Origin of the sequence: Myxococcus sp. MISCRS1, from assembly GCF_026626605.1 — a bacterium.
GTDB lineage: Bacteria > Myxococcota > Myxococcia > Myxococcales > Myxococcaceae > Myxococcus > Myxococcus fulvus.
The window spans coordinates 9710274-9735190 of record NZ_JAPNKB010000001.1 but is presented as its reverse complement, the minus strand read 5'-3'; the positions used below and the strand labels follow the sequence as shown (position 1 = coordinate 9735190).

Below are 24917 nucleotides of genomic sequence, written 5' to 3'. Positions count from 1 at the left end.
GACGACAAATTGGAAGATTCCGCCCCCAGCGACGCCGCGCCCCTCGGGCCGACGGGCCCCTCCGAGCCTCCCCTTCCGGAGCCCAGGAGCCCTCGGATGCTGGCGCTCGGCGGGGCGGCCCTGGCGCTGGTGCTCTTCATCCTGGTGGGCGGCTCCGTCCAGTTGCTCAACGCGGCCTTCGGTATCTGGTTCACCGAGGTCTTCATCTTCATGGCGCTGGGGTGGCTGCTGCCGCGCCTCGGAGGATGGAAGCCCGCGCTCTTCACGGGGCTGACGCCGCTGCATCCGGTGTCGACGCTCTTCGGCTTCCTGTTGGGCATCGCCAACTTCTTCGCGCTGGTGGTGCCCATCCAGTTCACCGCGCAGAAGCTCGCGCCCGAGTGGATGAAGGACATGTTCGATGGCTCGCGGCTCTTCGAGCAGCAGACGCCGGTGGAGCTGGCCATCATCCTGGCGGGCGTGACGGTCGCCGCGCCCATCTGCGAGGAGTTGTTCTTCCGAGGCGTCTTCCAGCGGGGCCTGACGCCCCCGTCGCCGCGCTCGCCCACGACGGCCCTGGTCATCTCCGCGGTGGTGTTCAGCGCGTTCCACCTGGACCCGGTGGGCTTCGTGGCGCGCGTGGAACTGGGCCTGCTGTTTGGCTGGCTCTACCTGCGCACCGGCTCGCTGTGGCCCGGCATCGCCGCGCATGCGGCCAACAACCTGGTGTCCTCGGCGGCGTTCCTGGTGGCGAAGTCGATGGGCACCGAGGCCGCGGACACGGACACCAGCCCCCAGGACGTGCTGATGCTGGCGAGCCTCGGCTGGGCGGGAGTGCTCGCGCTGCTGGGCATGTCGCGGTGGGTCCCCGTCTGGGGCACCGGCATCGCGGTGAGCGACGCGCGCGCGCGGGAGACGAAGCCCGTGCCGTCGCTGGCGAAGCTGGTGCTGCCGTGGGTGGTGGCCGCGACGGTGTCCCTGGTGCTGCTCGCCGTGGTGGACCGGCGCGGCATCGCGCTCAACCTCCATGACGTGGCCCACCCGCTGGCGCCACTCAAGAAGGACGCGCCCGCGGGGCTCCAAGCGGAGCGGGAGTCGTTGCAGGAACTCCGCGAGGCCGTGCGCCGGGGAGAGGCTCCGCTGGAGGCGTACAGCGAGGAGCGCACGCGTCAGGCGCGCGCGCACAAGGCCGAAGGCGGTACCAAGTCACCGTGAGCGGCCGCGAAGCCAACGGTTGGGCGCTGATGGGCGCCGCTCACTGAGCGACTTGCGTACGTGGTGCCGCCACCCCGACGCTGGCGGCTCTCATGCCATGGAGCAAGCGCGGTTCGGCACGTCGCCCTGACGATGGTCGTCTCGGCGCGGCGTGCCACGTCACAAGACAGCGCGCCCACGAGCCCATCACGGACAGGAACGCTGGCGGCAGGACGTACCCGCGCCTGGCCCAGGCTCACGGGCCAGCACCTGACGTCTTCCGCGACAAGCGAGGACCGGAGCGAACCCCGGCCCCCCACTTCAGACGAAGCGATACGAGCTCACGTGGAAGACGGGCCCCACCATCGCGGCGGTGAGCACGTCCTTGTCCACGCGGCCCTCGGCCTCGATGCGGTGGCCGTCCTTCTTGATGTGCCGGTCGCCACCCGCGAGCTGGTACGTGGTGCCGTCATCGGCCTCCAGCACCCACACGCCCGTCTCGATGTCACGGAACACAACGCGCCCGGTGAGCGTCACGGCACGTCCTCACGCTTGAGCATGGCGCGAGCGACGATGAGGCAGACGACCGTGTTGAACCCAGCCACGGCTTCGCCAGGAACGCGAAGGGCATCCACGAGAGCGCCGGAGCGCCCGCCCACGCCGAGTACGCCAGGAAGCCCGCGAAGCCCAGCGCGAGGCCCCCCACCGCCGAGCGCATCCCCTTCCATCCGATGGCGGGCAGCGACAGCAGCACGGGGATGAGCGCGCTGTAGAACAGCGGGTTCACCGTGCGACCCCGGCCGAAGATGATGCGCTCCCAATCCGGGATGGGCAGCGAGGCCATCTCCACCACGTCTCCCGCGGCGCCCGCCGTGCCCATGAACCAGGCGCGCACGAAGTACACGCCCACCGTGGAGAGCAGCAGCGGCACGAGGAACGCTGGACGCAGCAGCGCGTTGAGGTACCCCGGGCGCTCACGGCCGCGCAGCGTCAGCAGCACGAAGGCCAGCAGCGCCAGCGCCCAGTACAGCGGCGGCCAGCGCGACATGCCACCGCCGAGCGACGCCAGCGACGCCTCCGCGTTGAGCAGGCCGTGCCCGTACTGCTCGGTCCACGCCTGGTCCGCCACCTTCGTCGCCCCCGCGTACAGCGCCTTCTCCACCTCGTCGGGCCCCTTGGCGCCGGCCGAGTACAGCATCGCGGCCACCGCGGCCACGTGCGGCGTGGCCATGCTGGTGCCCTGGTACGAGGCGTAGACGGAGCGCGACACGTCCCTCGGGTCGATGGTGTTCTGGATGATGCCGCCCGCGTCCCCACGGCGCTTGTCACCACCGGGCGCGGCGATGTCCAGCTCCTTGCCATAGGACGAGTACGGCGCGAGCGAGCCCTCCGGCCCCACCGCGGACACCGCCACGGCGCCGGGATAGGCCGCGGGGAACTCCACGTGCGCGCGGCCGCCGTTGCCCGCAGCCGCCACCACCGTGACACCCTTCTTGCGGGCGTACTCCACCGCCTGGGCCATCACCTGCGAATAGCCACCGCCGCCCAGCGACATGTTGATGACGTTGGCGCCCTTGTCCGCCGCGAAGCGGATGGCGTCCGCGATGTCCGCCGTGGTGCCACCGCCGAAGTGGTTGAGCACCTTCACCGGCATCAGCGTCGCCTCGAAGGCCACGCCCGCCACGCCCTCACCGTTGTTGGTGGCCTGCGCGATGGTGCCCGCCACGTGCGTGCCGTGGCCGTGGTCATCGTTGGCGTGCTCGTCGTCGTTGACGAAGTCGTAGCCGGCCACGAACTTCACGCCCTTGAGGTCGGGCACCTGCTTGAAGTCCTCGTGGTCCTCGTACGCGATGCCCGTGTCCAGCACGGCCACGACGACGCCCTTGCCCCGGCTGCGCTCCCAGGCCTTGGGCATGTCGATCATCTGGAGGTTCCACTGCCGCGCGTACTCCGGGTCATTCGGCGTGAAGCTCGCGCGGACCTCCATCAGCGGCTCGGCGGCCTCGACGCTCGGGTGCCGGCGGATCTTCTCCAGCACGCCCGCCACGTCGTCCACGCCCACCGCCAGCGTGAGGGCCTCGTCGGCGCTCTCCACCGAGTTGAGCTCCAGGTCCACGCCCCAGTCGGCCTCCCAGGCGTCGAACTCCGCCTTGGTGGTGCCGTCCTTGAAGTCCACGACGATGGCGTGGGGCACCACATCCACCGCGTCCACCAGCGAGGCGGGAGGCGGCGCAGGGCGCTCGGCTTCGCTCTGGGCGGACTTGCACGCGGGCGCCACCGTCACGGCCAGGGCCAGCGCGGCTCCGCCCAAACTCCATCGCACCATCCGCATCGGGTTGCTCCTTGAGGAACGAGGCACGCTTCCGGAAGACCCTACGAACGAACGGAGAAACGATTGGGTCTGCACGGACAGTCTGTACGCCCACTCTCCCGGCGTGCAAGTGCGGGAGGCTGAAGAAATGTGAAGAAGTCCGCTGGGTTGCGGAGCATCGGTCAACCGCCGGAGAGGCGCTGGAGCCAGGTGGACAGGGCGTGCCCCACCTGCGGGAGGTTGCGTTGGAAGGTGGCGCCCGCGTCGTCGATGACCTCGAAATCCCCCCCCGCCCGGGCCACCGCCGCCGACACCGCCGCCCGAGGCATCCGTGCGTCCCCCTCCCCCTGGACCACCAGCAACGGGCACGTCACGCGCCCCAGCACCGCCGGGTCCACGTCCGCCGGCGCGACCAGGCACAGGCCCCCCACGGCGGGGAAGCGCGCCTGGAGCGCCAGGGCCACCTGCGCGCCGCCGTGCAGCGACGCCACCGCCACCGCGCTCGTGCCGGCCGTCTCCAGGAGCACCCGCATCGCCGCCTCGGCGTCCTCGAGCAACGCCAGGTCCTTGCCCCGCTTGCCCTGGCTCGCGCCCACGCCCCGGTGGTTGAAGCGCAGGGTGGGAAAGCCCGCGCTGGCCGCCGCCCAGGCGAGCTCCGCGGCGATGACGTGATCCATCCCCCCACCCTCGTCCGGCCGCGGCGGGATGATGAGCAACGGAGGCGCGCGCTTGCCGCGATGCGCCGTGCCCTCCATCACCTCCGCGCCCACGGGGATGAGCGTGGAGCGCTCCAGGAACTGACCTTTCTGGACCATGGAATCCACCATAGGAGGGCGGGCGCCGGACCGATACTCCTGCCCGCACCGCCCCTCGGAAGACCTCCAACCCTGGAGAGCACCTCGGGTTCGGCTCGGCTTCCCCGCTTCACTCGGGATGTGACGCGACAAGTCACCACGACGCACCGCGTCGGAATTGAGTGTTTGGAGCGAATTACCGCGTTCGTGCGCAACTTCGGACGGCTTCCTGGGACAATGGGGCAAGGACGTCATCTTCCATCCCCCCGTCGTAGTCCGCAGGAGCCCTCCAGCATGAGCACCATCGAGCGTGGCCGCCCCGTCGTCGGCACCACCCCCCGGACCCCTGTTGGCCGCACGTCGGAAGTGAACACCGTGGCGACGCCGGCGGTGCAGCCGAGCGCGGCGCGCGCGAACGCGGTGGTGGATGGCTTCGAGAGCGGCAAGGCGAGGGGCACGGCGACGGTGGCCGGTGTCTTCACGGCGCCCCCGGGCTCGAAGGACAAGGTCTACGACGGCAAGCTGGTGGGCGCTGGTGGCCAGACGTTCGAGCCCGGCACGCCGCTGAGCGACATCCCCGCCTTCACGCCGAAGAACAACCCGAACGCGACGGCCACGGTCATCTACACCAACGGCATGCGCACGGACCTGGCCAAGCAGACGGCGGAGCTGCAGGCGCTCGCGGACACGACGGGCATGCGCACCATCGGCATCCACAACTCCACGCAGGGCACCGTCGCCGACCTGTTCCAGGCCGTGAAGGACAAGCTGGACAAGGGCACCAACCCGGCCGTGGATACGCTGGCGGACACCGTCTACAACGAGCTGAAGGCGGGCCGGGACGTGCACCTGGTCGGCTACAGCCAGGGTGGCCTCATCACCTCGCGCGCGCTGTCGGATGTGGCGCGCCGGCTGCGCATCGAAGACGGGATGACCAAGGAGCAGGTCGAGCAGACGATGAGCAAGCTGAACGTGGAGACGTTCGCGGCCGCCGCCTGCACCTATCCGGACGGCCCCAACTACGTGCACTACATCAACAACCGCGACGCGGTCCCCACGCTCTTCGGTCTGGGCGGCAAGGGCTGGAGCCCCGCGGACATGCTGCGCCACGCGGGCAAGGGCGCGCAGGTGCACTACTTCTCCGAGGACACCGTGTTCTCGGGCGCGCACTCGCTGGTGGGCACGTACCTGAACCACCGCGTCCCGTTCGAGCAGGCTCGCGCCGGCCAGTTCTGATGGCCCACACGCCAGTCGTGGTAAACCACCACCATGACGCGTGACGAGGCCACTCAACTGGTGCAGGAGTATCTTCGGGCTCAGGGCGTCCACCTGAGCCCCGGGCTCAATCCCAAGGGGCTCGGTGGAGTGTCGGTGGGCGAGGCGCAGCTGTACTTCGAGCACTCCGAGGACACCGGCGAGCTCAAGTGCAGCGCCCTCATCTATCGCTTCCGTGACGCGCCCCGCCCCGGCGTCCTCGAGGGCTTCCGCGCCGAGCAGGCCGCGGGCACGGACGCCGGCGGTGGCACGGTGGACTTCGAGTCGGAGAGCAAGAGCCTCTTCCTCAGCCGCTCGTACCAGACGCCGCCCATCGACCTGGTCTTCGCCTCGGAGCTGAGCAAGCTCATGGCGGCGAGCCTGCGCTGGGGCAGCGAGGTGTTCGAGCGCGTGGCCTCCAAGGTCATCCCCGCGAAGTGACGTAGGAGGGCTTCGGACATGGCGCTCGCGTTCTCCCGCCACCTGCAGTGGCTCCTGTCGACCATGGGCCTGGCGAAGCCCCCTCCCCCGCCGGGCGGCCCGATGACGCGCGAGGCCGCGCGGGAGCTCGTGCGCTGGTATCTGCAGACGCAGGGCGCGGGGATGAGCGAGGGCCTCAATGCGCAGGGCTTCGGCGGCGCGATGGTGGGCGACGCGCAGCTCTACTTCGAGCACCACGAGGCGACGCAGACGCTCGAGTGCAGCGCGCTGGTGTACCGCTTCCGCGAGGACCCGAAGCCGGGCGTCATCGACGGCTTCCGTCGTGAGGCCGAGGAAGGCACCGACGCGGGCGGCGGCACCGTGGACTTCGAGACGGAGAACAAGAGCCTGTTCCTCAGCCGCGACTACACGCAGCTGCCCGTGGGCTCCGCCTTCACGAAGGACATGGAGCGGCTGATGAAGGCCAGCCTCACGTGGGGCACCACCGTGCTGGACCGCGTGGCGTCGCGCGTCTTCGGGACCTGAGCGCGGCGCAAGTCCGCCAGCCGCATACCTCGGCTTCTCGCGCCTCGCAGCAAGCCAGGGTGGTGAGGCACCGGCCGGAGCACGGCCACTCGCCTGGGGCACGCCCCCTCCCCGACCGGGAGGGAGCGACACTCATCCCCCAAGCTCCGCGGCGCCCCCACGCGACGGCGAGCAGCAAGCGCGCGTCAGACGGCCTGCAGCACGTAGAACTTGAGGTACTTCCCTTCCGGGAACTGCAGGCGCACCGGGTGGTCCGGCGGCTGGTAGCGCTCCTCGACGAGCGCCAGGTCCACGCCCGCCTTGAAGCCCGCCTCGCGCACCGCGCCCATGAACTCATCCGGGCTCACGCGCGCTGAGCACGACGCCGTGGCCAGCAGCCCACCGGGCCGGAGGATGCCCAGCGCCTGACGGTTGAGCGACGCGTACCCGTCGATGGCCGCCTGCACCGCGCGCTGACTCTTGGCGAAGGCGGGCGGGTCCAGGATGAGCAGGTCGAAGGTGCGGCCCTCGTCCTTGAAGGACTGGATGACCTTGAACACGTCCGCCGCGAGGAAGTCGTGCTTCTCCGCGGGCAGCCCGTTGCGCGTGAAGTTCTCGCGCGCCAGGGCGATGGCCTCCGGGTCCAGGTCCACGGAGAACACGCTGTTGGCCCCGCCCAGCGCCGCGTTGACGGAGAAGCCTCCGCTGAAGCTGAAGCAGTTGAGCACGTCGCGGCCCTTGGCCAGTCGACGGATGAGGTGACGGTTCTCCCGCTGGTCCAGGAAGAAGCCCGTCTTCTGTCCGCGCCACACGTCCACCATGAAGGTGACGCCGCGCTCGCGGATGGCGATCTGCTCGGGCGCCTCCGGGCCGTACAGCATGCGCCCGGTGCCTCGGCCCTCGTCCTCCTCCACGTCATCGCGCGCCACCTCGTCGCGGCCGACGATGCCCTTGAGCCCCGGCACCCCGGCCTTCAAGGCCTCGATGATGAGCGGCCGGTACGGCGTCAGGCCGGCCGAGTACAGCTTCATCACCGCCCAGCCCGCGTAGAGGTCCACCACCACGCCCGGCAGACCGTCGCCCTCGCCGTGGATCAGGCGGTAGCTGTCCGTGTCCGTCAGGTCGATGAGCGACTGGCGCTCGGCCAGCGCCTGGCGCACGCGCCGGGTGATGAAGCCCGCGTCCACCGTGTCCCGCGAGTCGCGCGTCAGCACCCGCACGGCGATGGCCGAGTGCGGATCGTAATACCCACGCGCGACGAACTTCCCATTCTCCGTCAGGTCCACCACGCTGCCGGCGGGGATGCGCGGCACGTGCTCCAGCGCCTTGCGGAACACCCACGGGTGCCCCGCGCGCAGGTGCCGTCCCAGTCCGCGCGCCAGCTCCAACTTCACGACATTCACGGTGTCACTCCTCACGAGCCCTTCGGCTCCGCCGGGCCAGCAGCGTCCGGGCCAGCTCCTCGAAGCCCTTGCCCTCCGCCGCCCGGGTGATGAAGGCCGGCGGCGCGTCGATGCGGTCCAGCACCGCGCGCACGTTGGCCACGCCCACTCCCAGCTCGAAAGCCTGGAACATCGGGGCGTCGTTGAAAGAATCCCCCACGTACACGTAGCGGCCGTCTCGGGGCTCCAGCTTCTCCCCCCACGCCACCCGCGCGAATCTCCGCGTCGCGCTCAGCTTGTCGAAGCGGCCGAGCCAGCAATTCACATGCACCGACGAGCGCACCGCCGTCACGCCTCGCGCGTGCAGCAGCGACTCGATGCGAGCAGCACCCTCCTCACCGAGGCGGGCCTCCTCGTTGTAGTCCACGGCCAGGTCCACTTCCGTGTACGCGCTGTCCACCGACAGCCGCGCGCCGGGCACCTGCTTCAACACCCGGGCGACCTCGGCCTGGAGCCTGCGCCGGTTCGCCACGCGCTCGGCGGGCGCCTCCAGGTACACCTTGCGCAGCCCTCGCTTGCCGCGCAGGAAGAACAGGCCACCGTTCTCCACGATGACGCCGTCCACCGGGAGCTGTCGGGCCCACGCCTCACCCCACCCCGCCGGACGACCGCTCACCAGCACCACGCGCAGCCCGGAGTCGGACAGCCGCTCCAGCGCTCGCACGGTGTCCGAGCGCAGCTTGTGGCCCGTCGTCAGCGTGCCATCCACGTCCGTGAAGACGCCCTCGACACGGGACAGGTCCGCCTCGCGCAGCGGGCGCGGCGTCACGACCTTGCTGGAGGCCGGCATCACATCACGTCCAGTTGGGCGAGCAGTCCCTGGAAGATTTCGATGGTCGCCCCCAGCTCCGGGCCCGTGAGCTGGGCCAGCGGCTGCTTGCGCGCCTTGCGCAGGAACGCGTCCATGTCCGACGCGCGCCCGTAGAGCGCCTGGGCCGCCTGGGCCGCCTCGGCGAGCAGCCGCGCGGACACCGGCGCGTCCTCGTCCACCAGCGACAGGGCCCGCTCCAGCTTCACGCCGCAGGAGGCCCACACCTCGCGGTCGTGGATGATGAGGATCTGCCGCTGGTTCACCGCGGACAGGCCGCGCACGAAGGTGTCCAGCTCGCTGACGACCTTCAGCAGCTCCTCGCGCGAGGGGTTGGCGAGGATGGCCAGCCGCCCCACCTCCGCGCGCATCTCCACGATGTGGCGCTTGTCCTGCGCGCGCAGGTTCCGGTACGCGGCCGTGCGGCCGAACGCGTCCATCTCCGTCTGGAGCTGCTGCGCGTTCCACTGCACGTCCTGCGCCTCCGCCTCACGCACCTTGTTGAGCCGCGCCGTCAGGATGCGGCCCAGGTCCGCGGAGATGGCGCGCACCGTCACCGCGGCCTTCACCTCCGCCTCGTGGCCGGGCACCACCTGCGCCCGCGTCACCTCGCCCAGCGTGCTCGCCGTCTCGAACACGAGGTTGCTGACGCGCTCACGGAAGCTCGAGCGGAAGCGCTGGATCTCCGCCAGCAGCGTCCACCGGTCGCTCACCACGGAGGGGTTGCGCATGGCCTCGCCCAGCTGCGTGATGCCCTGGGCCAGCTGCGTCATCGCGTCATGCATCAGCATGCCCGGGTCCTTGGTGCCGCTCAGGACCAGGTCGGCCAGGTTTCCACCGGGCTGCGCGGGGAACTGCACGCGGATGACGTTGAGGAGCGCGTTGACGTCCATCACCGTGTCACGGATGACGGGCGCCATCTCCTCCCAGAGGGAGAGGTCCGGGCTGGAATCCACCACGGGCGTCTCGTACTTCACCAGGTCCATGTCGCTCAGCCGGGCGATGGCCTGGGCGGCGGCGGCGTACACCTTGCGCAGCCGGCCGGCGAAGGCGCCGTCGGGGTGGGCCTGGAGGATTTCTTCGAGCCTCGGAGTCAGGGAGGCCTGCGGGTTCTCGGCGTCTGCGGACACGGGGGGCACACTCTAGCGCTCGACTTCCGCGCGGGGGAGTTCTAGCACTCGGACCGGGGCCGCGCCGCAAGGCCCGGGAGCGCTACGGGATGATTCAGGTCTGTCTGCTGAAGGACGGAGCCCTCTTCACCGGGGGTGAGGAGCTGCTCGCCGAGGAGGGGCGCAAGTGGATCGACGTCCTCCAGCCCGACGAGGCGCAGATGGCCCGGCTCGCCGAGCGCTTCGGCCTGCACAAGCTGGCCGTCGAGGACTGCCTCCACCTGGACCAGCGCCCCAAGCTGGAGGAGTACCCCAACCACGTCTTCGTCGTGCTCCAGGGCTTCAGCGCGGGCAAGGACGTCTGCCAGCTCACCCTCCATGAGCACCACTTCTTCCTCGCCAAGGAGTGGATCATCAGCGTGCACGAGCTGCCCTTCAACGGGCTGGAGTCCGTGAGACAGCGCGTGCGCGCGGACCCTGCCACCACCCTGGGGCGCGGCACGGACTTCATCCTCTACCTGCTGGCGGACGGGCTGGTGGATGCCCAGTTTCCCATCCTCGACACGTTCAGCGACGAGCTGGAGGACCTGGAGGTGGCCATCTTCGAGCAGGTGGAGAAGGCCCAGTTGCAGCGCATCTTCGAGCTGAAGCGGATGCTGGTGCAGCTGCGCCGGGTGCTCTCCCCCCAGCGCGACGTGGTGGGGCTGATGGCGCGACGAGGCATCCCCCACGTCGACGAGCGCTCCACGCTCTACTTCCGCGACGTGTACGACCACCTGGTGCGGCTGTACGAGCAGATCGACGCGGGCCGCGACATCCTGGGCAACGTGATGGACGGCTACCTGTCGATGGTGGCCAACAAGACGAACGACATCACCAAGCAGCTCACCATCTTCGCCACCATCTTCCTGCCGCTCTCGTTCATCGTCGGATTCTTCGGACAGAACTTCGATGCGCTGTCGGGACGGGGCTCGTACATCGCCATGTGGGTCTCGATTGTCGCCCTGCCCGTGTCCCTCTTCTTCTGGTTCAAACGCAAGCAGTGGCTGTGAGGCCGCTCGCTGGAGGATGCATGCCGACCGTCACCGTGAATGGCCTCTCCCTGCACTACCGCGACGTGGGCCAGGGCCCGGCGGTGGTGCTGCTGCACGCCTTTCCCCTCAACGGGGAGTCCTTCGATGCGCAGGTGAAGGCCCTGTCGGGCCGCTACCGCTTCATCCTTCCGGACACGCGGGGCTTCGGCGGGAGCGGGCTCGGCGAGGGCCCCACCCTCATGTCCGTCATCGCCCAGGACACCCTGGCGCTGCTGGATGCGCTCGGCATCGACCGGGCCGTGGTGGGTGGAGTGTCCATGGGTGGCTACGCGGCCATGGCGCTGCTGCGCGAGGACGCGGGGCGGGTTGCGGGCCTCGTGTTGATGGACACGCAGTGCACCGCGGATGACGACGCTGGCAAGGCGCGCCGCGAGGCCTCCGCGAAGGAGGCGCTCGAAAAAGGCGTGGAGCCCGTCATCCAGGCCCTGCTGTCCAAGCTGGTCGGCTCGGGAGCGGATTCACCCGTGGGTCGCGCGGTGGAGGCGCAGATGCGCGCGGCCTCGCCCCAGGCCCTCGCCGCCGCCCAGCGTGGCATGGCGCTGCGTCCCGACAGCAAGGACATCCTGGCGCGCTACGCGGGGCCCGCGTTGATGGTGGCGGGAGAGCACGACGCCATCACCCCGCCCGAGAAGGCGAAGCAGATGGCGGACCTGGTGACGGGAGCCCGGCTGGAGGTCATCCCCGGCGCCGCGCACCTGGCCAACCAGGAGCAGCCCGAGCGCGTCAACGCGGTGCTGGACTCATTCCTCGCGTCACTCTGAGGAACTCAGCGCCCACGGGTCGCCAGTCGGCGGGCCTCCTCGAGGACATGTGCCTTGAGGAGATAACCGAAGCCCGCGTTCTGGATGCGGGTGACGAGTTCCTGACGGGTGGAGCCCATGTGCTCGGCGACCTCGTCCAGGTTCCACTGGGATTGGGCGAGCCGTTGCAGCAGGTAGGCGCGACGCGTCTGCGCCGCGGAGAGGCGGTACGTCTTCAGGTATTGAAGCGTGCCGTCCTTGTCCACGATGGCCTCGCCCAGGTGGTTCTCCGCCGACGGGACCAGGCTCGTGTGGAAGCGCTGCAGGAGATACGGGCCGGCCTCGTACACCTTCTGTGACGACACCTCGACGCCGAAGAGGCCTCCGGCCATGAAGCCGTGGAAGGCGCCCCAGTCCTCGCGCATGCGCGTCACCTCCGCGCGCAGGTCACCGAGGCTCGACACCCGCTTCGCGTCCAGTGGCGTCCACAGCTCGACGACCTCCTGGAGATAGCCGTACTGGAGCAGCAGCTCGCCGTAGAAGTCCTCGAGCAGCGTGCGGTGCAGGACGCGGTAGTCGTCGGGATGCGAGACGACGAAGGCGGACAGCAGCTCATCCGCGTTGAAGAGCAGCAGGCCCACCTGCTTCTCGTGGACCTCGAAGGTGCGCAGCGCCCCGTCCAACACCGAGCTGAGCCACCCGGGGACGGAGGACTCCATGCGGGGATTGAGCCCGTAGGTCAGCGCGTCGCGTGAGTACTCCGACCAGGCGATCTCCGGCCCGCCGAAGTGCTGCGCCAGGAAGCCCTCCATCGCCAGATGCAGGGGCAACATGCGCAGCTGGTTCTTGTCCTCGCGGTGCACCATGCGGTGCAACAGGCGCACCGGGACGGGGCCGGCCATCACCTTCTTGCCGTCACGCGCGTTCAGCCGCGTGCCGTAGACGGCGTCCGCCTGGCGCTGGCCCCAGCTCACCACCATGCCGTGCGGGACGTAGGAGATGTACTTGAGGCCGCGGCCCTCGAGCTCACCCTCCAGGGACACCACCGCCGCCCACTCCGAGTACTCGCGGCGCGCGAAGCGCAGGTCGTCCCGCACCTCGTCGCGGAGCACCGGCACCAGCCGCATGCGGTTCCACGCCTGCGCGGGCGCGAAGCGCAGCCCGTGCGCCTCCAGTCGCCGGATGAGTCGCGTGTCGCTCATGCCTCCACCTCGTCCGCGCCTTCATGCACCTGGGGCTTCAGCCACGAATCCACGCGTCCGGACAGATAGCGCTCCAGCTCCGCCAGCGACGCCGTGCCCTCCGCGAAGCGCGCGAACCCGAGCACCGTCGGGACGTCCTCGGCGTCTCGCACGCCCACCGTGGCCACCGCTCCGCCGAACGAGCGCGGCGCGTACTCCTCCGCGTCGAAGACGGGATTGACGTGCACCAGCGCGGTGCGCCGGTCCCGGTCCAGGCGCTCACGGAACACCCGCGTCAGCTCCGCCACCGCGCCCGGCGGGTCATTGTCGTAGCCATCCGAGACGATGACCACCAGCTCCGCGCCCCACTCCAGCGCATCCAACAGCGGCGTGGCCAGGTCCGTCTGCCCGCGCGCCGACACCGTCAACGGGTCCTCCACGGGCTCGCCCGTCCAGAAGGCCCGGTACTCCCGCGCCGCGGAGGCCAGCAGGTAGTGCGTCGCCAACGCCACGGCCAGCGGACGCCGCCGCTTCTGCAGCGAGCCCGACGTCGAATAGCTCCGGTCCAACACCGCCGCCACCTTCCCCAACGCGGGCTTCGCGCGCGCCAGCACCCGCGCCGCCGAGCCCTCCAGCGCCGTGTGCAGTTCCTCGCGGCGAGAGGCCCGCGCCTCCGCCTTCAATGACAACACATACAGCGCGAGCTTCGTCAGCGGCGCGCGGGACAGGTCCACCGCCGGCTCCACGCCCCCCTCGCGCGCGGCGGACTCCTGGAGTCGCAGGCGCTCCGCCTGGGTGAGGCGCGGCTCGATGTGTCGGAGGAACACGTCGCGCGGGACGCCGTGCTTCTGCGCCAGTCCCTCCGCCACCGTGTAGGGCAGCTCGTAGAGCGCTTCTTGCGCGAAGTGCGCCCGACGAAAGGATTCGAACAGCGGCTGGGTGAAGACCCGCTTCTTCCAGCCCTTGAAGAGGAACGGCCCCAGCTCGCCCTCCAGCTTCACGTGCCCGTGCACCACCGCCGCGCGCAGCTTGGAGCGGTACTTCACCGCGTCGAAGGAGAGGTTCGAGCGCCCGGCCAGGTACTCCCGGACGATGGCGCGGCTGCGGCGGTTGTTGACGTGCCGCGAGCGCAGCGACTCCAACACCCGGAACGCGCGCTGCGTGGGCAGCCGGCGCAGCGCCGCGGCGATGAGGGCCCCCTCCTCCGCTCGCCCGGCCGGGTCCACGGGACTGCCGGCGGCGAGCAGGTTGAGGATGATCTGCGCCTGGTTGAAGTGGTTGATGCCCGCCGCGAGCGTGCGGCGGTAGAGGCGCCGGTAGTTGCCCAGGATGTACTGGTGCAGGAACTCGATGGAGACCGACTGCCCGCGCGCGTCACCGTAGAACTCCCGCTGGCCCGTGCAGGAGAAGCACGCGTTGACGAACATCACCAGGTCCTCTCGGGCGACCTGTTCGATACGGACTTCTGCGGGCAAGGCCATCGCGCGCACTGCCTCCGGGAAGACGAGAGGAGCGCCGCTCGGGGAAGAGTGAAACGACCAGCGTGTCAGGCTCCAAAGGCTTGAATCGGAAGTCGCATCGGAGTCCCGCGAGCGGCGCGCCGAGGCTACCACACGTCGCGCGCCGGGGACTCCTGACGTCCGCCTTCACCGCCTCACGGCTGGCACGACACCTCGGTGTCCTCCACCACGCAGGAGGTGCACGAGGCCGTCTCCACCAGGATGCCCTCGCGGCACTCCAGGATGGCCTTCCCGTCCTGACGGCACAGGCCCCGCCCCTCGGCGCTGGCCGCGCACGCATCCCCCGGGCCGTTGCCGGAGGTGTCACAGCGCACCGCCTCGTCAGACTCGCGGCACCCCAGCGGGCCCCGGCACGGCAGCTGCCGCCACTTGCCGGAACGACACTCCAGGGCCAGGACGGCCTCCTGACAGATGAAGCTCCCCGGTTCGTCGCAGTCGTCCCCCGAGCCGGGGCCACCGCAGGCGGTGAGGAGGAGGGAGCCAACAGCGGACACGAGTGCGAGGAAGGAGCGGTTCATGGGCTGAACCCAATATTTCGAGCGTCCCGCTCCCGGTCAACCACCCAGTGTCGACTGGAAGAAACGCCGGAAGTTTGCGCCCATCACACGTTCCACCCAGGACTCCGGATGGCGGCGCAGCAGTGCCGTGGTGAGCAGGCGCAGGTCCGTGACGTCCTTCATGCCCTTGGGCAAGGGCACCATGCCGTCGTAGTCCGAGCCCAGGCCCACGCCCTCCTCGCCCATGACGTCCACCGCGTGCTCGATGTGGCGAACCACGTCGTCCACCGAGTCTCCGCCCAGGTACACGGGGGCGAAGATGATTCCCACCACCCCACCCCGGTCCGCGATGAAGCGCAGCGAGGCGTCGCTCAGGTTGCGCCACCCGCCCCCCGCCGCGCGCACCCCCGTGTGCGAACAGAAGTAGCGCACCGAGGGATGGGAGAAGAGGTTCTCCAGGGTGCGCTCGGAGGCGTGCGCCACGTCCACGCTCAATCCCAGCCGGGCCATCTCCTCCATCACCTCGTGGCCCAGCGTCGTCAGCCCCCGGTTGCCCATCATCGGGAACGAGGAGCCGCCCAGGTCATTGTTCGACAGGTGCGTGAGCCCCATGAAGCGCACGCCCCGGCGGTGCAGTTCCGCCAGCCGCTCCACCTTCCCCTCGATGGCGTGCCCGCCCTCCACGCCCAGCACCGCGGACAGCCGCCCCTGGGCCAGGTTGTCGTCCAACACCTGACGCGAGTCGGCCACGCGCACCGTGTCCCCGGAGCGCTGGCAGAACTCCGCCATGCGCTCGAGCTGCCACAGCGCCCGCGTCCACTCGCTGGCGCGCGCCTCCCGAGGCCAGCCGCGCCACGCGGCGAACACCGGGAAGCCGCCGATGAAGGGGAAGCCCCGGGTGACGATGGTGAAGCACTGCAGCTTCACCCCCGCCTCCCGCAGGCGGGGGAAGTCCACGTGCCCCTCGTCGGAGCGGACACACAAATCCCGGTTCCACATGAGGGAGTCCGCGTGTCCGTCCGCGATGCACCAGCGCTGGTGGAGCTCGTTCACGTCACCCATAGGTGCCTGAGTCTGCCCATCCCACGGCCCCAGACAAGCACCCTCCGACCCACGCCGGGCCTCATGTCCCGGTGGCGATGACGCCACGGGGGAAGGCGAGCCCGGCCAGCGCGTCCTCCGGGGACAGCACGTCCGCGGCCTGCCCCCGGGAGCGCGCCTCCTGGCGCACCTGCAGGGCCTCCCGCGCGGCCTCCGGCGGGCCATACGTGTACCCCCGCCCCGCCAGCACCCCACGCAGCGCGTCCCGCAGCTCCAGCGCCGTCTGGAAGCGCTCCTCCGGCTCCCGGCGCAGCAGCCGCGCCAGGATGGAGCGCAGCGGCGAGCACAGGGACCGCGTCGCATGCTCCACGTGCTCCGGCGCGAAGCAGGCCACGCGCGCCGCCATCAACGGCAGGGGCAGCCAGCTGGGCGACTCCGCCTGGAGCACCTCCGCGTCCGCGTGCGGGCCGGCCGCGAGCGCCGCGCGCTCCACCGGCTCCAGGTCCAGCAGGTGCAACCCGGTGGCGAGCTCCAGCAGCACCACGCCCAGGGAGAACAGGTCCGAGCGCCCGTCGACCGGGCGGCGCAGCAACACCTCCGGAGACGCATACGCCAGGTCTCCGCGGACCACGTGGCCTTCGGTGGCCACGCGCCCCGGCAGCCGCGCCCACGCCAGCGCGAAGTCCGCCAGCTTCACGTGGCCGCGCGCGTCCAGCCGCAGCGTGCGCGGGCTGACGTCCCGGTGCACGAGCCCCAGGGGCCTGCCCCGGTCATCCTCCAGCGAGTGCGCGTGGTGGAGCGCGTCCGCCAGCTGCTCCCCCACGTAGGCGGTGAAGGCCTCCGAGAGCGGCCGGCGCCGCAGCGCCGCGAAGCTGATGAGCGTCTCCAGGCTCTGGCCCTCCACGTACTCCATGACGAGGTGGGGCGAGCCGTCGTGCACGCGCACCAGGAACACCCGCGCGATGGACGGGTGCGACAGCCGCATCAGCAGCTTGACCTCCTCGCGCAGCCGCGCCCGACCGAGTTCGTCCTCCGCGTCCATCAGGCGCTTGATGAGCACCAGGTCGCCGGGCGAGTCCGCGTAGTGCCTGCGGGCGAGCAGCAGCTCCCCCGAGCCACGCGAGCCCAGGTAGCGGATCAACTCATAGGACGTGGCGCCCGCGGAGAAGAGGATGAAGGGTTTGAGGGAAGGCTGGTCCGGGTGGTGGGTGCCCATGCGAAGGACGGCTCCTGGTGCGAAGGACCTCCCCAGGGTTGGGAAGGCGTGAGGAAACCTCACGCATCCTCCCTACCATCCAGGTCCGACACGCACTTCCGACCCTTCAGAATGGATTCAGGGAAAAAAGGAAACGGCCCCCACCGGAGTGGGAGCCGTCCCTGGGCCGCCCGTGAGGAGACGAGCCGCCCGACCGCGCCCCGTGGGTTACTTGGTGGGCGTCACGTTCTGCGTGACGTTCAGCTCGCGGACCACCATGTCCTTGCCATCCATGACGTACGACGCGCGGACCTGGTCACCCTCCTTCAGATCACCCAGCTTCACCTCCTGGTTGTTCTGGAGGATGCGGCTCTGGTCGTTCGTCTTCAGCTTGAGCTGACGGTTGTTGGAGGTGTCCACCACCGTCAGCGAGCTGCCGCTGGTGGAGAGCACGCGACCGGACACGTTGGTGGTCGCCGCCATGGCGCCCGCCGTGCCGGAGCCGCCCTGGGCCAGCTCCTCGTTGCGATCACGCTGCGCCTCGGCGAGGTCCGCCTGCTCATCGCGGACGTCCTCCTGGGCGCTGGCGATCTCCTCGTTCGCCTCACGCTGGGACTCGGCAATGTCCTCCTGCGCGTTGCGCTGGGTGTTCGCGATGTCCTGCTGCTCGTCCTGGCGAATCTCCGCCACCTCCTGGCGGGCTTCGCTCTGCGCCTCGGCGACGTCCTGGCGCTGCTCCGCCACGTTGTCCCGCTTGCTGCAACCGGTCACCATCGCCATCGCCGCGACCGCACCGACCGCCATCATGAGCTTGCGCATGTTCGTCCTGCCCCTTTCGGTAGGCTGTCCGGAGTGAGTGTTCCCCGGTGTTGGACAGAAAGTGAGCGCTCCCCTCGAACTTGCACAGGGGTTGCGCACACGCGCGGGAGGACACAGGGGGCCCTCGGCGTGCGCCCGGGCCTTGCTCGCCCGGCCGCTCTGCGTGGGAACATTCCCCGACACGGCCCATCGGAGAGAAACGGATTGCCTCCTGAGAGGCGCCGGCTTCTCCCCGTGCTCCAGGCGCTGATGGACTACGGCCCCGCGTCGCCGCCAGCGTCCGGAGAACCGCCATCCGGCGCGCCGCCGCCCGCGTCGGCGTCATCGCAGAACGGAGCGCCGCCCTCCACCCAGCGGGCGACGAGGGCACGCTGCTCCGCCGTGGGCAACGGGACGGTGGTCGGCGAGGGCGGCATGTCCTGGAACACCGAAGTGCGCGCGCGGATTCTCTCCGCCTTCGCGAAAGCGCCCGGCAGTCCACCACCGTCCGCGCCGCCATCCGGCGCCACGTAGTAGTCCAGCCGGAACGAGGACTGGCCGCTGCCGCTGGTGTCCGCGCCGTGGCAGGTGCTCACGCAGCTGGCGGCGAGGATGGGCTGCACGTCGTCGCAGTACGTGGGCACCGGCCCCGCGTCGCTGGGGCCCGCGTCGGACCCGGGCAGGCCGAGCACCTCGCACGTGCGCCCCTGCCCCTGCCTCACCGCGACACAGACGTGCGTGTCGGGACAGTCGCCGGCCGTCTCGCACGTCTTGCCGGTGAAGTCCGCCACGTCGATGGTGCAGGCCACGAGGAGGGCGGCCGCGCCGGTGGCGCCCGCGAGGAGTTTCTTCATGTTGGGCTCGGGAGAAACCGGGGACGAAGGAAGCGAGGGGGAACGGCCGCGACGTCAGGGCCCGGCATCGGGGCTGTCACAGAAGGGAGCACCACCGGCCACCCAGCGCGCCACCAGGGCCCGCTCCTCGGCGGTGGGCTGGGTGACGCCGCTGCCCGAGGGAGGCATGTCCTTCAGGTCCGACGTGCGCACCCGGATGCGCAGCGCCTTGGCGCGCGCGCCCGGCGCGCCGTTGCCCGTGGGCTCGTAGTAGTCCAGCCGGAACGAGGACTGGCCGCTGCCGCTGGTGTCCGCGCCGTGGCAGGTGCTCACGCAGCTGGCGGCGAGGATGGGCGCCACGTCCTTGCAGTACGTGGGCACCGGCCCCGCGTCCGTGCCGCCGTCGGCCTCGGCGTAGCTGGGGGGATAGATGACCTCGCACGTGCGCTGGCCGTCGGCGGCCACGGCGGTGCAGGCATACGCGGAGGGACACTCGGTGTCGTCCGAGCAGGCGCGCCCGGCGAGGTCGTCCACGTTGATGGAGCAGGCCACGGCCACCAGCACGGCACCGCAGGCCAGGAGGGGGACAGGAGAGCGGAGGGCCACTGGGGACTCGGTCAGAAGTGGTAGGTGAGGCTGGCGGTGTCGGCGGCCTCGTCCGGGAGCAGCTCCAGCACCAGCCCGTACAGCACGGCGGCGCCCGCGGCGGCGTACATCAGGTTGGCCGCGGTGGACGCCGAGCGGGCGCGGTCCAGCGTGCTCCTCGCCTCCCGGGCGGACGACAGGCTCTGCGCGCGCTTCGCCTCTCCCTGCGCGAAGAAGCCCAGGCCCAGCCCCCCCACGGCCAGCACGCCGCCCGCGACGAAGGCATACCGGTGACCGTGCAGCAGGGGCTGGGGCGCGCGGACAGGGGCATCCAGGGTCGCGACGGGGTCCGCGGCGGCGGCGGTGACGGGCAGCCCGAGCGCGACGACGAGCGCGGTGGAGACAAGCCTGCTGGGAGCCATGAGCATGGCGCCGAGTATAGCGGTGACGCTGGCGGACGTACTGCCGGAGTGTGCGTTGACAGCACGAGAGGGCCCCTGTAGTGCGTGCCCGGGTCCCCATCGCAAGGAGCCGTGACGCCGTGCAGGTCTGGGTCAACGGAGAAACGCGCGAGGTGCCGGAGGCCATCACCCTCTCGGCGCTGCTGGAGTCGCTTCGGGTCGGCGGCCCGGGCGTGGCCGTGGAGGTGAACGCCGAGGTGGTGCGCCGCGCCCGCCACCCCGAGCACCGCCTCCAGCCGGGGGACCGCGTGGAGATCGTCACCTTCGTCGGCGGCGGGTAGCGAGGAGATGGCCATGAGCATCCAGGACAAGCCCTTCACCATCGCGGGGGTGACGTTCTCCTCCCGCCTCATCCTGGGGACCGGCAAGTACCCCAGCCACGCCATCATGAAGCAGTGCCACGAGTCCTCGGGCACGGAGATGGTCACGGTGGCCGTGCGCCGGCTGGACCTGAAGGCCACGGGCGAGGCGTCGCTCATGAGCTTCATCGACCGGCAGAAGCTGCGCCTGCTGCCCAACACGGCCCTCTGCTACACGGCCGACGACGCGGTGCGCACCTGCCGGCTCGCCGAGGAGCTGGGCATGAGCAAGTGGGTGAAGCTGGAGGTCCTCGGCGACGAGAAGACGCTCTACCCGGACGTCGAGGAGACGGTGAAGGCGGCGCGCATCCTGGTGAAGGAGGGCTTCACCGTGCTGCCCTACACCAGCGATGACCCCATCACCGCGCGCAAGCTGGAGGACGCGGGCTGCGCGGCGGTGATGCCGCTGGGCGCGCCCATCGGCAGCGGCCTGGGCATCCGCAACCCGCACAACCTGCGCCTCATCCTGGAGACGGTGAAGGTGCCCGTCATCGTCGACGCAGGCGTGGGCACCGCGTCCGACGCGGCCATCGCCATGGAGCTGGGCGTGGACGGCGTGCTGATGAACACCGCCATCGCCGGCGCGCAGGACCCGGTGCGCATGGCCGTGGCCATGAAGAAGGCCGTGGAGGCGGGCCGCGACGCGTACCTCGCCGGCCGCATCCCCCGGAAGGCCTACGGCTCCGCGTCCAGCCCCATCGACGGCATCGTCCAGTAGCCTTCTCCGCGGACGGACAGGACGCTCCCGTGGCGCCCACCCTCCCCCGGCTCGTCGTCATCACCGACTGGCGCCTTCCTCGGGGGCGCCTGCTGGAGGCGTTGTCCCGCGCGCTGGACGCGGGACCGGACGTCGCCGTGCAGCACCGCCATCCGGAGGCCACCTCGCGCGGGTTCCTCGAGGAGGCCCGGGTGCTCGCCGCGCTCTGCCATGCCCGGGGCAATCCGCTGTTCATCAACGGGCGGCTGGACGTGGCGCTGCTGGTGGACGCCCATCTGCACCTGCCCGCCCACGGGCTGCTGCCCGCGCAGGTCCGCCCTCGCCTGCCCGCGGGCCGACTCCTCAGCGTGGCCGTGCACGACGAGGCCGAGGCCCTGGATGCGAGCGGCGCCGACCTGGCCCTGGTGAGCCCCGTCCACGCGCCCGGCTCCAAGCCCGGGGATGCGCGGCGACCGCTCGGTCCCGAGGGGTTCCGTGCCCTGGCGGGCGGGCTCGGGTGCCCGGCGCTCGCGCTCGGGGGCATCACGAGCGAGCGGGCCCTTGCGCTGGAGGGCGCGGCGGGGGTGGCCGTCATCTCGGCGGTGCTGGAGGCGGAGGACCCGGCGCGCGCGGCGCGCACGCTGCTCGCGGCCTGCCCGCCCCGGGCTATGCTGCCGGTCCCGTGACTTCACCTGCCTCCGCATCCGCGCTGCGTCCCCTGGCCCTGGGGGAGCTCATCGACCGCTCCGTCACCTTCTGGCGCGGCCACCTCAAGCCCCTCTTCGTGCTCAGCCTGGGCTACTCGCTGGTCAACTACATCGCGACCAAGGGCGTGCTCCAGCTCACGCGGGTGCTGACGCCCATGCTGTACTCCCCCGACCAGCAGGTGCTGGCCCAGCAGAAGCCGTTCGAGATGCTGGGGCAGTCCGCCCTCGCCATGGTGCTGTGGGGCGGGATGTTCTCGTTCCTCATCTGGAGCTACTGGCTGGCGATGGTCGCCACCTCCCGCTTCGTGGTGTCCACGCAGCTCGGCACGCCGGTGAGCCCCGCGGACAGCCTGCGCCGCAGCCTCTCCATGGTGGGGCCGGTGACGGGGGCGTTCGTGTTGTCTTTGGGCTGGTCGCTGCTGGTGATGCTGGTGGCGTGTGTCCCCGGCATCATCGTGCTCGTCGTGGGCGGAGTCGTGTCGGCGATGGGCTCGCAGGCGCTGGGCGCGGTGGTGCTCATCCTGGGTGCGCTGGTGCTGGGCCTGGGCATGGTGGGTGCCATGCTCTGGTACTTCCTGCGCTTCCTGCTCTTGCCGCCGGTGCTGGCGATGGAGGACCTGGGCGCGTGGGCCGCCTTCCAGCGCTCGGGGACGCTGCTGTCGGGGCGCGTGGAGCCGGGCTTCATGGGGCGAGTGGTGGTGCGGGGGATGATTCTCTTCACCGTCGTCAGCCTCATCCTGTTCTCGGTGCACCTGCTGTTCGGCATCCCCTCCTGGCTGGTGATGCTGCCCTACGGCAACCCGTTCTCCGCGGACACCATCGCCCGCACGCCCCAGTGGCTGCTGGTGCCCGTCGAGCTGCTCCAGGTCATGGCCCAGTCCTTCTTCTCCCCCGTGAACTTCGTCGTCTGCGCGTTCTTCTACCTGGACCTGCGCGTGCGCCGGGAAGCCCTGGACCTGGAGCAGCGGCTGGGCGGCGATACCTCACCGACGTCGCCGCTCGCCGCCTGACCTCGCGCGCCCGTGTCCGTGTCCTTCCTGCCCTTGATGCTCCTGCTGACCGCGCTTCCCTGCGAGGAGCGGGAGGACACGGCGCGCTCGCTCGAGGAGGCGCTGCGCGCGGGCCCCTCCGAGGTGTCCGCGTCACTGGAGCGACTGGAGCGGAGGCTCGGGGGAGTCCCGCTGCCTCCTGCACCCGAGGACGCGACGGATGCTCAGCGCGTCGAGCAGGTGACGGCGTTCCTCGAGCGCGCGTGTGGCTTGCGTGAGCAGGAGGCCCGCTCCGGCGAGCCGGTGACGGAGTTGCCCGGGAGCGAGCAGCAGCGACTGAAGTCCGTGTTGGACCGGCCGGAGTTCGCTCGCGCGCGGCAGCGGCACGGAGATCTGGTGAAGCAGTGGCTGCGCAAGCTGGAGGCGTGGCTGGAGGGACTGTTCGAGTCGCGCGAGGCCCAGGGCTTCGCGGTGGCGACTCGCACGGTGATGCTGGGACTGGCGATGGCGCTCGTGCTGTGGGGCGTGCTGAAGGTTCGCGCCATGCGTCGGGGGCGCGCTCCGGGGCGAGCACAGGACGGTGTCGGGCCCGCGGCGCCGCTCGTGCTGGACGCGCCACCGGAGCACCTGCGACGCGCGCGCACGGCCCTGGCGAACGATTCACGCGAGGCGATTCGCGAGGCACTGCTGGCCATGCTGTCCGCGCTGGAGGAGCGCCGGCTGGCGCGCCCCGATCGCGTGAAGACGAACCGGGAGCTGGCCTCGGAGCTGCCGTCGCGAGGAGCCCCCGCCTCGCTCACCCGGGAGGTGGAGCGTCTGGTGGAGTGGTACGACCACGCCTTCTACTCCCTGTCCCCCGTCCCCGTGGACGAGGCCACGCGGTTCCTCGAAGCGGTGGAGCGGCTCCTCGGCACGCTCGGCGCGGAGGCGGCGGCATGAGATGGCCGACGACACGCAAGCTCGTTCCGGCGGCTGAAGCCGGACCTCTTTCGTCGCTGCGACCGCGTGACCTCGGCGGGTCGACGACACGCGACAGCCTCGCCGCTGAAGTCGGGAGCCTGTTTCATCCCGCGCGAAGTGCGCGTCCTCACGCCCCCTCTGCACGGCCCGGTGCCCGCTCCATCGCGGGCACCGCGCCTGGGGAGCAGGAGGTCACGCCGTGAAGAACGCACGGACGCTCATCGTCTTCGGGGTCCTCATCGCCATCGCGCTGGCGATGGGCCTGTCCACACGCGCGGATGCACCCGACTCGCCCGTTCCCTCCGTGGAGAACACGGGCCCCCAAGGCGCCCGCGCGCTCTACCTGTTCCTCCAAGAAGGAGGACGCGCGGTCAGCACGCACCTCGCCTCCCTGGAGTCACTCGCCGCCGACACCCGGACGCTCGTGCTGGCCTCCCCCATCGGCAGCCCCGTGACGGACGAGGAGGTGCGCAAGGTCGAGCACTTCGTCGAGCAGGGCGGCACGCTCGTGTACCTGTCGACGCGCGAGCTCGGCATGCACCAGGCCGCGCTGGAGAAGTGGCTCCGTCTGGAGCCCGGTCCCCTGCTGCCCGCGAGCGAGCGCGGGCTCTCCACGGACCTCGCGGACGCGGGTGGAACCACGGTGGACGTGTGGCTGGGCGCGGGTCCCCTTCGCGGACTCAGCACGCTGCGCGTCTCCCAGGACCGCGGCATCCTCATGGAGCACCCGGACGCGATTCCGCTCGCGGGGCTCGGCGGCGCGGTGACGGTGTGGCGACGTGCGCTCGGACAGGGCGAGATCTACGTGCTCGCCGGAGCGGACCTCCTGGAGAACCGCCGCATCGAGCTGCTCGACAACGCGCGCTTCTGGAACGCGCTCGCGGCCCGGGGCCCGCTCGTCATCGACGAGCACCACCACCAGCTCGCGCCCCCGCCTCCGCTGTCGCGTGGCATCTGGGTCTTCGTCGCGCAGGTCCTGGTCGTCAGCGGCCTCTATGCGTTCTCACGCGGCACGCGCTTCGGCGCGCCGAGGCCGCAGCGGGAGGAGAAACACCGCTCCGCGCTGGAGTACGTGCGCAGCATGGGCTGGCTCATGCGACGCGCGAAGGTGGAGAAGTCCCTGCTCCCCGAGCTGGACACCTCCCTGCGTCAGCAGTTGCAGGAGCGCCTGGGCATCTCCCCCACCCTCGCCGACGCGGAGGCCGCGCGGCTCCTCGAACAGGACGGCGGCATCCCCGCGTCGCACTACCTGGACGCGAAGGCGGAGCTGAACCGACTGCTCGGACAAGCCACCGTCAAGCCCTCGGACTACGCGCGAGTGGCCCGCCTCTATGCGCACCTGGAGCGCACCGTGGCGGGCCGACAATCGCTCAACCGTTCCTGAGTCCCGTCCTCACGTGGACACCGGGCGCGAGACCACCGCG

The 24917-nt window shown here is 70.7% G+C and carries 26 protein-coding genes and 1 pseudogene; 12 read left to right on the top strand and 15 right to left on the bottom strand.

Annotated features, from left to right (window positions below; translation table 11 throughout):
• The first annotated feature begins 9 nt into the window (after nt 1-9).
• Nucleotides 10-1194, top strand: coding sequence for a type II CAAX endopeptidase family protein (locus tag OWM54_RS39130; protein ID WP_324289175.1), 1185 nt, complete (start codon nt 10-12; stop codon nt 1192-1194).
• 300 nt (nt 1195-1494) lie between these two features.
• Here the strand turns inward: OWM54_RS39130 and OWM54_RS39125 are convergent, their stop codons facing one another.
• The 3 genes and pseudogenes from OWM54_RS39125 to OWM54_RS39115 form a co-directional block, all read right to left on the bottom strand.
• Nucleotides 1495-1710, bottom strand: coding sequence for a DUF5818 domain-containing protein (locus tag OWM54_RS39125; RefSeq protein WP_223747724.1), 216 nt, complete (start codon nt 1708-1710; stop codon nt 1495-1497).
• Nucleotides 1707-3505 (bottom strand): annotated as a pseudogene (locus OWM54_RS39120) (S8 family serine peptidase). The gene OWM54_RS39125 and the pseudogene OWM54_RS39120 overlap by 4 nt, the downstream one beginning before the upstream one ends.
• Nucleotides 3506-3666: 161 nt before the next feature.
• Nucleotides 3667-4299 (bottom strand): serine aminopeptidase domain-containing protein, encoded by a 633-nt coding sequence (locus OWM54_RS39115; protein ID WP_223747723.1) that lies wholly within the window; start codon nt 4297-4299, stop codon nt 3667-3669.
• 273 nt (nt 4300-4572) lie between these two features.
• Here OWM54_RS39115 and OWM54_RS39110 point away from each other — a divergent pair, with 273 nt between their 5' ends.
• The 3 genes from OWM54_RS39110 to OWM54_RS39100 all read left to right on the top strand — a co-directional run bounded on the left by OWM54_RS39110 (nt 4573) and on the right by OWM54_RS39100 (nt 6498).
• Nucleotides 4573-5514, top strand: a complete 942-nt coding sequence (locus OWM54_RS39110; protein WP_223747722.1) for a hypothetical protein — start codon at nt 4573-4575, stop codon at nt 5512-5514.
• Nucleotides 5515-5547: 33 nt separating this feature from the next.
• Complete coding sequence (locus OWM54_RS39105; protein WP_141324530.1) at nt 5548-5973, top strand: hypothetical protein; 426 nt, start codon at nt 5548-5550, stop codon at nt 5971-5973.
• A gap of 102 nt (nt 5974-6075) precedes the next feature.
• Nucleotides 6076-6498 (top strand): hypothetical protein, encoded by a 423-nt coding sequence (locus OWM54_RS39100; protein WP_267701208.1) that lies wholly within the window; start codon nt 6076-6078, stop codon nt 6496-6498.
• Between the two features lie 185 nt (nt 6499-6683).
• Here the strand turns inward: OWM54_RS39100 and OWM54_RS39095 are convergent, their stop codons facing one another.
• From OWM54_RS39095 to OWM54_RS39085, 3 genes are read right to left on the bottom strand one after another with little or no spacing between them, the layout of a single operon-like run.
• Entirely contained in the window at nt 6684-7880 is a 1197-nt protein-coding gene (locus tag OWM54_RS39095) for a class I SAM-dependent rRNA methyltransferase (RefSeq protein WP_141324529.1), read from the bottom strand.
• Between the two features lie 4 nt (nt 7881-7884).
• Nucleotides 7885-8709: an HAD-IIB family hydrolase gene (locus tag OWM54_RS39090; RefSeq protein WP_143097187.1), complete on the bottom strand. Its 825-nt coding sequence runs from the start codon at nt 8707-8709 to the stop codon at nt 7885-7887.
• Complete coding sequence (locus OWM54_RS39085) at nt 8709-9866, bottom strand: hypothetical protein (RefSeq protein ID WP_141324527.1); 1158 nt, start codon at nt 9864-9866, stop codon at nt 8709-8711. Before OWM54_RS39085 ends, OWM54_RS39090 begins: the two co-directional genes overlap by 1 nt.
• A gap of 80 nt (nt 9867-9946) precedes the next feature.
• Here OWM54_RS39085 and corA point away from each other — a divergent pair, with 80 nt between their 5' ends.
• Nucleotides 9947-10888, top strand: a complete 942-nt coding sequence (corA, locus tag OWM54_RS39080; protein ID WP_223747721.1) for a magnesium/cobalt transporter CorA — start codon at nt 9947-9949, stop codon at nt 10886-10888.
• A gap of 20 nt (nt 10889-10908) precedes the next feature.
• Nucleotides 10909-11691: an alpha/beta fold hydrolase gene (locus tag OWM54_RS39075; protein WP_267700650.1), complete on the top strand. Its 783-nt coding sequence runs from the start codon at nt 10909-10911 to the stop codon at nt 11689-11691.
• Between the two features lie 5 nt (nt 11692-11696).
• Here OWM54_RS39075 and OWM54_RS39070 read toward each other — a convergent pair whose 3' ends face one another.
• The 9 genes from OWM54_RS39070 to OWM54_RS39030 all read right to left on the bottom strand — a co-directional run bounded on the left by OWM54_RS39070 (nt 11697) and on the right by OWM54_RS39030 (nt 19742).
• Nucleotides 11697-12872, bottom strand: a complete 1176-nt coding sequence (locus OWM54_RS39070) for an ARPP-2 domain-containing protein (RefSeq protein WP_223785205.1) — start codon at nt 12870-12872, stop codon at nt 11697-11699.
• Complete coding sequence (locus OWM54_RS39065) at nt 12869-14332, bottom strand: hypothetical protein (protein WP_267700649.1); 1464 nt, start codon at nt 14330-14332, stop codon at nt 12869-12871. The genes OWM54_RS39070 and OWM54_RS39065 overlap by 4 nt, the downstream gene beginning before the upstream one ends.
• Before the next feature lie 173 nt (nt 14333-14505).
• Nucleotides 14506-14889: a hypothetical protein gene (locus tag OWM54_RS39060; protein ID WP_141324522.1), complete on the bottom strand. Its 384-nt coding sequence runs from the start codon at nt 14887-14889 to the stop codon at nt 14506-14508.
• 36 nt (nt 14890-14925) lie between these two features.
• On the bottom strand, nt 14926-15930 hold the full coding sequence (locus tag OWM54_RS39055; RefSeq protein ID WP_267700648.1) for a dipeptidase: 1005 nt from the start codon (nt 15928-15930) through the stop codon (nt 14926-14928).
• Between the two features lie 61 nt (nt 15931-15991).
• The gene (locus OWM54_RS39050) at nt 15992-17125 is read right to left on the bottom strand and encodes a serine/threonine-protein kinase (protein ID WP_223785204.1); all 1134 of its coding nucleotides are present in this window, start codon (nt 17123-17125) and stop codon (nt 15992-15994) included.
• Nucleotides 17126-17332: 207 nt separating this feature from the next.
• Nucleotides 17333-17923: a hypothetical protein gene (locus OWM54_RS39045; RefSeq protein ID WP_223747715.1), complete on the bottom strand. Its 591-nt coding sequence runs from the start codon at nt 17921-17923 to the stop codon at nt 17333-17335.
• Between the two features lie 254 nt (nt 17924-18177).
• Nucleotides 18178-18756, bottom strand: coding sequence for a hypothetical protein (locus OWM54_RS39040; RefSeq protein ID WP_267700647.1), 579 nt, complete (start codon nt 18754-18756; stop codon nt 18178-18180).
• A gap of 54 nt (nt 18757-18810) precedes the next feature.
• Entirely contained in the window at nt 18811-19341 is a 531-nt protein-coding gene (locus tag OWM54_RS39035; protein WP_267700646.1) for a hypothetical protein, read from the bottom strand.
• 11 nt (nt 19342-19352) lie between these two features.
• Nucleotides 19353-19742, bottom strand: a complete 390-nt coding sequence (locus OWM54_RS39030) for a hypothetical protein (protein ID WP_223747712.1) — start codon at nt 19740-19742, stop codon at nt 19353-19355.
• Between the two features lie 119 nt (nt 19743-19861).
• Between OWM54_RS39030 and thiS the strand changes: the two genes are divergently transcribed.
• The 6 genes from thiS to OWM54_RS39000 all read left to right on the top strand — a co-directional run bounded on the left by thiS (nt 19862) and on the right by OWM54_RS39000 (nt 24877).
• A complete protein-coding gene (thiS, locus tag OWM54_RS39025) occupies nt 19862-20062 on the top strand; it encodes a sulfur carrier protein ThiS (RefSeq protein ID WP_141324516.1) in 201 nt (66 codons plus the stop codon).
• A gap of 7 nt (nt 20063-20069) precedes the next feature.
• Nucleotides 20070-20858, top strand: a complete 789-nt coding sequence (locus OWM54_RS39020) for a thiazole synthase (protein WP_342742212.1) — start codon at nt 20070-20072, stop codon at nt 20856-20858.
• A gap of 29 nt (nt 20859-20887) precedes the next feature.
• Nucleotides 20888-21523, top strand: a complete 636-nt coding sequence (locus OWM54_RS39015) for a thiamine phosphate synthase (RefSeq protein WP_267700645.1) — start codon at nt 20888-20890, stop codon at nt 21521-21523.
• On the top strand, nt 21520-22554 hold the full coding sequence (locus OWM54_RS39010) for a hypothetical protein (protein ID WP_223747710.1): 1035 nt from the start codon (nt 21520-21522) through the stop codon (nt 22552-22554). Before OWM54_RS39015 ends, OWM54_RS39010 begins: the two co-directional genes overlap by 4 nt.
• Nucleotides 22555-22566: 12 nt before the next feature.
• The gene (locus tag OWM54_RS39005; protein ID WP_324289174.1) at nt 22567-23472 is read left to right on the top strand and encodes a DUF4129 domain-containing protein; all 906 of its coding nucleotides are present in this window, start codon (nt 22567-22569) and stop codon (nt 23470-23472) included.
• A gap of 220 nt (nt 23473-23692) precedes the next feature.
• Nucleotides 23693-24877, top strand: a complete 1185-nt coding sequence (locus OWM54_RS39000; protein WP_267700644.1) for a DUF4350 domain-containing protein — start codon at nt 23693-23695, stop codon at nt 24875-24877.
• Nucleotides 24878-24917 lie beyond the last annotated feature (40 nt).